Below are 6,111 nucleotides of genomic sequence, written 5' to 3'. Positions count from 1 at the left end.
GACCTCTTTTGTCAAGGAACCCATTCGCCACCCAGTGATTCATACGGCTTTTTACACCATCACCTGGGATTCTAACCAAAAGGTTCCTGGACTGCTTCAATAAACAACAAAGCAGGATAGGATGTTGCATTGGAGATCAAACGAAGCTCTTAAAAGAGCAACACTCATTGCTGTCAAACCGGGTTTTTCAGGGGAGACCAGGTGGCTGGAAGCCTTGAAAATCCTGGTGAGCCGTGCAGGAATCGAACCTGCGACACCCGGATTAAAAGTCCGGTGCTCTACCTACTGAGCTAACGGCCCACTGGGCAGGGTAAATATACTATGAGTGTAAGACCCTGTCAAGGGTTGCGGAGGGTGTTCCTGTAGATCGACCAGAGTTTCGTTCACAGTACTTCAAGAAGCTCAAGGAGGTATTGCAAAGGGTGGGTATCCCTGGGGTATTATCTCTGTGGAAACTCCAGAGAGCTCAATACCCATGGAGGAGGGATCCCACCCAATGAGATTATACCAGGAACTCAAGGCTTCCGGTAACCCCCACGCCCCTGCCCAGGTCATCATCTCTCTCCTTGAGGAGCATACTCCTCAAGAAGTGGCCCAGGTTATGGGCGTATCGGTGCGATGGGTGTACAGGATTCTTGAGCGGTTCAGGGCCTCAGGAGGTTCCCTGTCCTCATGCATCCGCAAGAGAGGACCCCAAAAGCCTCCACCTCACCGCACTCCCTCATCGGTCGAGGAGGCAGTCGTGCAACTTGCCAGGACCACGAACTTCGGTCCCCATCGTTTGAGCCTGGCTCTGAGGTCCTCCTTTGGCATTACCCTCTCCCCGTACACCATCCGCAACATCCTCCGCCGCCACCACGTGAGGCACCGGAGGAAGAGGAGTCGCACCGGCCAATCCCGGTACTTTGTGAACCTTGAAGCCTTTGAACCCCTCAAGTTCTGGCAGATTGACGTGAAGTACATCGCGGATCAGAAAGCCCTTCCCTCCTCAGCCTATGCGGCCATCTTCCAGAACAAACTCCCCCGGTACCAGTTCACCGCTATTGATGTGCGAACCAGGGTTCGCTTCTTGGCCTATGCCAAGGAGCTCTCCTTCGCAAACGGCCTTACCTTCCTTTTGCTTGTGGTCTTCTGGTTACGAGCTCTGGGGGTGCAAGGGAGGTTCTTCCTCCAGACTGACAATGGGGTGGAATTCGGGGGTCTGGGGAACTCAAGAAAGAGAATCCTCATGGAGAAGTACATCTTCAACCCCCTGGGAGTGACTCTCCTTTCGACTCCCGTCCGGGAGAAGAAGGTGAACACCTTCGTGGAACGTTCCCACCGAACTGATGATGAGGAGTTCTATGCCCTGAACCTTGCCCAGGTGACTTCCAGGAAATCGTTCCTTGCCATGGCACAGCGCTGGGTCCTCTACTACAACTTCACCCGTCCTCATATGGGGAGAGAGATGCAGGGGAGGGCTCCCATGGAGGTTCTCTCATCTTTGAGGAAAGGGGCCAGTCCTGTCCTGGGAGCTTTCCCGGTACTTGTTCTTGACCGGGTATCCGCGCACCTTTCCAGGTTATGGGATATCTCCCGTATCCCCTGGGATAACTCACCTAAGAACAAGAAGGAGGGACTTGTGAACGAAACTCTGGAACATTACATGCAGGGAATGCTCCAAAATAGGGCAAGAGGGTCTTGAAACCAAAGGACCACCCGAGATGTGAGGTAGTGGTGACGAAGAGAAGGAGAAGCTCCTCAGGAGAATCTTCAGGGAGGTGGATGTCTTTTCTTTTTGTCACCTTTTTTCCTCCCATCCCCCTTCCATTACCTCTTCTTGATTTTAGGAACACTCCCGCCCCTTGTTGACACCGAAAAAGGGCTGTGAGTATAATATGCTCAATTTCAGAAAGGGAGGATAGATGCTTGTTCATGGTGGAAGTCGGTAGCATCGTGGAAGGGAAGGTCGTTGGTATCACCCGTTTTGGAGCTTTTGTCGAACTTGAGGATGGGAAACGGGGCCTCGTGCATATCTCCGAAATCGCCCACCACTTCGTGAAGGACGTGAACGATTACCTCAAAATCAACGACCAGGTGAAGGTGAAAGTTATCGGTATTTCCCCTGATGGGAAGATTGATCTCTCCATCAAGCGGGTGAATGAAGACCAGGAGTACCTGGAGAAGCTCGAGCGGAGCCGGGCGAGCTTCGAGCAGAAGATGAACCGGTTCCTCAAGCAGAGCCAGGAGAAGCTCTCAGACCTCAAGAGGTATCAGAACGGGAAGAAGAAGCGCTGAAGATGTCCTGGAACCCTCAGGAAGTTGCCGCCCTCCTCTGGGAGAGAAAGCCCTGGCTTGTCCTCACGGGAGCGGGAATCTCCACCGAAAGCGGCATTCCCGACTTCCGAACGCCCCAGACAGGCCTCTGGGAAAGGTACGACCCCATCGAGGTTCTCTCGCGGGAAGCCCTCTTCAATCGCCCTCAGGTCTTCTTCGGAGTGGGCTTTCGGGTCCTCATGCGCTTTAAAGACGCCTGCCCGAACAGAGCCCACGAGATTCTTGCCGAATGGGAGAAGCTCGGGATTGTGGAGGCCATCGTCACCCAGAACATCGATGGCCTCCACACCGAGGCAGGTTCCCAGCGGGTCCTTGAAATCCACGGACACCTCCGCTCGGGCCACTGCATCATGTGTCGGGCAACTTTTCCCATTTCGGTCCTTGAGGAGAAAGTCGCCCGGGGCGAGATTCCACCCCGCTGTCCCTGCGGCGGGATGATCCGGCCGGATGTCGTGCTCTTCGGGGACATGCTCCCTCCTTCTTTTGAGGAGGCCACAGAGCTTGCTCACCGCCTTCCTCTTCTTGTCATCGGCTCGAGTCTCCAGGTGTCCCCGGCGAACTTCCTCCCCTCCTATGCGCCCCTTCTTGGCATCATCAACCTCACGCCGACGCCCTTTGACTGGAAGGCCCGCTTTGTCATCCACGAGAGGGCTTCAAAGGCCCTTGAGGCAATCCATGAGGTCTTAAGATCCAAATTCCTGTAGGAGGGCTTCGGTACTGCGCCTTCCGATTTCCTCCAGCGCCTCGTAGGTGGCCGGGGTTGCCATTCCCACCCGGGCAAAGAAGCGGTTCTTCTCCTCGCGGGTCTTGAAGGTCTTTCTTGCCCATGCACTTGCGTACCCGCGCCTTGAGGAGAGCTCAAGCACCGCATGGCCCCAGAGCACCCAGGCGCTCTCAAGGAAAAAGGGAGCTAAAGGCGCAAGGTAGGGGGAATCGAAGTCGTCGACGAACTTCTGGCCGTAGCGGTTGAGCTCCGTCCCGACGAAAATGGGGAAATGGTATTTCCTTGCCGTTTCCACGAACTCGTAGAGCTTGCGGACCTTGAGTTTCCGCTCCTCATCGTCAGGGAGGTTCCAGTTCCGATCGGGGATGAGGAAGAAGGTCTCAACGTTGTTGCCTTCACAAAAGTCAATGAGCCTCTTTGGGTCTGCCTCGCCACTTCGAGTTCCGTCAAGCCAGGAAAAGGACGGCACAGCCCCGGCTGAGCGAATCATCTCGTTCACTTCCTGGATTCTCGGGAAGTCCCCGACATCGGGCTTTACGTACCCCACGCCCCCGAACTTCATGAGGCGAGATCGCACGGTGTCGTAAAAGGTGGCCGGGTCCTTCTCAAGGGCAAGGACGGAAGCCTCGCTCATTCCGAGCTTCTCCGCCCAGAAGCGGGCCCGAAGGGTGGCATCAGGGAAGACCTCCTCCGCCTTTTTTGCGTAGGCGACGACGATGTGGCGCTCCGTGGGGTTCCCAGAAGGGGTGAGGGGCAGGACGTCCCGCGCATAATCCACCGCCACCTCCCCGAGGTACGCATTGACCCGGGCGATGATTTTCTTGTTCCTCTCCTGGGCGATGGCCTTGAGTTTTCGAAGGGTCTCTAAACCCTCCTCCGTCTCAGGAAGGCGGACAAAGCCACTCCCCATGTAGTAGGCAATGCCCGGCTCGTTCGGGGAGCTGAGCTCCTCGTTGTGGAACTCGGGAAGGTAGATTCGGGTCTCAAGGCCCGAGACCACCGGAAGGTGCACCGCAAATCCCCCGAACCGAAACTCCTCCATGGCGTCAAGAACGTCAAAGTCCACGCTCCCCGCCACGCTAAGCCCCTGCTTTTTCGAAAGCCACACGATGTGGAGAGGCGAGTACCCGCAGGCGTTGAAGGAGAAGAAGGTGTGGAAGTGGAGGTTCACCACCGGACGGGGCGAGGGAAAGACAATGTTCCCCTTCCTGTACTCTGCAACGAGCTTCAGGAACGCCTCTTTCCTCCGCTCAAAGGAGAAATCATCGAGTTGCGCCTCAAGTTCCTCAAGGTACACGGGCAACCGCTCCTTTCTTTTCTGAGTTCCGTCTCTCTAAGGCAACAAGAAGGCTCTGGAAGAGGAAAACCCCAAAGAGGGCAAAGGGGATGGCGATGAAAACGGCCCGGAAGCCGAACCGCCCGCCCGCAAGGCCAAAGAGCCAGGGGAAAAGGAACGTCCCCAGGCCGTTGTTGAAGAGGACCCATCCGGAGGCGGTGGAGGAGGTCTCCGGGAAGGCCAAAAGGGCATAGGTTATGGTGAGGGGTATGAGGGTCGAGAGGAGGAATCCAGAGGTAAAGAGGAGAACGGGGGCAAGGAACGGATGGACCCCGAAGGCGGCAAAAAGGCCTGTCCCCAGAATCCCCCCGAGGGCGTTGAGCCGGATGAGGGTGAGGTAACCCAAGCGCTCGGAAAAGGACGCAAGAACAAGCCGCCCAAAGAAAAGACCAAGCCAGAAATAGGAGAGGAAAATCGCTCCCTTTGCCTCCGAAAGACCCTCTTCTTTGAGGTACGTCACGAGCCACCCGTTGAGGGTACTCACCGAAGCGGCGTAGCAGAGCATCGTGCATCCTAAAAACCAGAAGGCCCTATGGGTGAAGGCCGAAAAAATGGCTCCTTTTGAGGCGCTCTGCGCGCTTTTGGGAATGAAGGGGAGGAAAAAGAGGAGCGCCGAAGCGCCCGAGAAGAGGGCTATCAGGGTGTATAAATCCCGGAAGGTGTAGCCGCGCCCATGGAGCACCGCGTAGAGCCTGGGGGCAAGGAGGGACCCCAGGCCGAAAAAGGCGTGGATGATGTTGAGCGTCCCTCCCGGACGCTCAACGAAAATGCTCTGGGCCACGGGATTCACCATGCAGTCCACAAAGCCCACCCCAACCCCCACAAGGAGGAAGGCCAAAAGGAGAAGGGAGAAAGAACTGCTCAGAGCGATTCCCAGAAATCCTAAGGTGGCGAGGACAAACCCCAGCCGAAGGAGCGTCCCCCGGAAGACGAAATCCCCAAGGATGCCCCCAAGAATCAGGACCACGAAGTACCCGAGCCCATGGAAGAGGAAAACTCTTCCCGCACTGGCGTAAGGGATTGAAAAGTGTCCGGCTATCTCAGGGATGATGGAGCCTGCCCCCGAGAGCCCAAGGCCTATGACGACAAGGGCAAGGGAAAAGGGGACAAGGAGTACGCCTTTTTTCATCTCTTTGCAACCTCCGCAATCATGGCAAGGATGCCCTCTTTTACGAACTCCACCGCAATGGCCGAAAGCAAAAGCCCAAGGACCCGGGACAGGACCTCCACAATCCGCTCCCCAAGGAACGCAGCAACCCTCGGGGCAAAAAGGAGGAGAATCCAGGTGACAAAGAGGGCGCCGACAAGCGCAAGAAATGGTATGAAGTACCCGTACCTCTGGGCAAGGACGATGATGGAGGTGATGGCCCCCGGACCACAGAGAAGCGGCGTCCCGATGACGACGGCAATCACCTTAGTGTCCGCTTCCTTTTTTGAGAACTGGAGGCCAAGGATGTCCTCAATCCCAAGAAGCAGGAGAATCACCCCACCGGCCACCATGAAGCTCGAAAAGGAGACCCCAAGGAGAGAAAACAGGGCCTGCCCCCCGAAGAGGAAAATGACAAGGAGCGCAAAGGCCACAAAGACCGCAAGGAACGCCTGCTCCGCCCTCTCCCGATCGGACATTTTCCTTGTGAGAGAAAGGAAAACCACCATCCCGAGGAAGGGATCAAGGATAATGATGAGAACGGCAAAGGACTTCAGAAACGCCAAAAGAGCGTCCACCCAATCACCC

6 protein-coding genes and 1 tRNA gene are annotated in these 6,111 nt (G+C 56.3%); 3 read left to right on the top strand and 4 right to left on the bottom strand.

All coding sequences use genetic code 11. The features are described 5' to 3' along the window. Positions 1-224: 224 nt before the first annotated feature. Positions 225-300 (bottom strand) — tRNA-Lys (locus H5U36_00940). Between the two features lie 196 nt (positions 301-496). Between H5U36_00940 and H5U36_00935 the strand changes: the two genes are divergently transcribed. The 3 genes from H5U36_00935 to H5U36_00925 all read left to right on the top strand — a co-directional run bounded on the left by H5U36_00935 (position 497) and on the right by H5U36_00925 (position 3,020). Beyond that, entirely contained in the window at positions 497-1,684 is a 1,188-nt protein-coding gene (locus H5U36_00935) for a helix-turn-helix domain-containing protein (protein ID MBC7216751.1), read from the top strand. Between the two features lie 230 nt (positions 1,685-1,914). Further along, positions 1,915-2,277, top strand: a complete 363-nt coding sequence (locus tag H5U36_00930) for a S1 RNA-binding domain-containing protein (protein ID MBC7216750.1) — start codon at positions 1,915-1,917, stop codon at positions 2,275-2,277. A 2-nt stretch (positions 2,278-2,279) separates the two neighbouring features. Next, complete coding sequence (locus tag H5U36_00925; GenBank protein MBC7216749.1) at positions 2,280-3,020, top strand: NAD-dependent deacetylase; 741 nt, start codon at positions 2,280-2,282, stop codon at positions 3,018-3,020. Here H5U36_00925 and H5U36_00920 read toward each other — a convergent pair. The 3 genes from H5U36_00920 to H5U36_00910 are packed head-to-tail and all read right to left on the bottom strand — an operon-like array spanning position 3,000 to position 6,101. Then, positions 3,000-4,337: a hypothetical protein gene (locus H5U36_00920; GenBank protein MBC7216748.1), complete on the bottom strand. Its 1,338-nt coding sequence runs from the start codon at positions 4,335-4,337 to the stop codon at positions 3,000-3,002. The two genes, H5U36_00925 and H5U36_00920, sit on opposite strands and share 21 nt — an antisense overlap. Beyond that, a complete protein-coding gene (locus H5U36_00915) occupies positions 4,327-5,505 on the bottom strand; it encodes an MFS transporter (GenBank protein ID MBC7216747.1) in 1,179 nt (392 codons plus the stop codon). The genes H5U36_00920 and H5U36_00915 overlap by 11 nt, the downstream gene beginning before the upstream one ends. Next, positions 5,502-6,101, bottom strand: a complete 600-nt coding sequence (locus H5U36_00910) for a MarC family protein (protein ID MBC7216746.1) — start codon at positions 6,099-6,101, stop codon at positions 5,502-5,504. Before H5U36_00910 ends, H5U36_00915 begins: the two co-directional genes overlap by 4 nt. Between the last annotated feature and the right edge of the window lie 10 nt (positions 6,102-6,111).

It is taken from the genome of Candidatus Caldatribacterium sp., assembly GCA_014359405.1.
In the GTDB taxonomy this organism is placed as follows: domain Bacteria; phylum Atribacterota; class Atribacteria; order Atribacterales; family Caldatribacteriaceae; genus Caldatribacterium; species Caldatribacterium oleiphilum.
The sequence above is the reverse complement of the archived record's forward strand: the minus strand, read 5'-3'. Positions and strand labels throughout refer to the sequence as shown.

What these genes read in the sequence shown, in the direction of transcription:
- H5U36_00935 (MBC7216751.1), top strand. Translation starts at nt 497, where the DNA reads ATGAGATTATACCAGGAACTCAAGGCTTCCGGTAACCCCCACGCCCCT.
- H5U36_00930 (MBC7216750.1), top strand. Translation starts at nt 1,915, where the DNA reads ATGGTGGAAGTCGGTAGCATCGTGGAAGGGAAGGTCGTTGGTATCACC.
- H5U36_00925 (MBC7216749.1), top strand. Translation starts at nt 2,280, where the DNA reads ATGTCCTGGAACCCTCAGGAAGTTGCCGCCCTCCTCTGGGAGAGAAAG.
- H5U36_00915 (MBC7216747.1), bottom strand. Translation starts at nt 5,505, where the DNA reads ATGAAAAAAGGCGTACTCCTTGTCCCCTTTTCCCTTGCCCTTGTCGTC.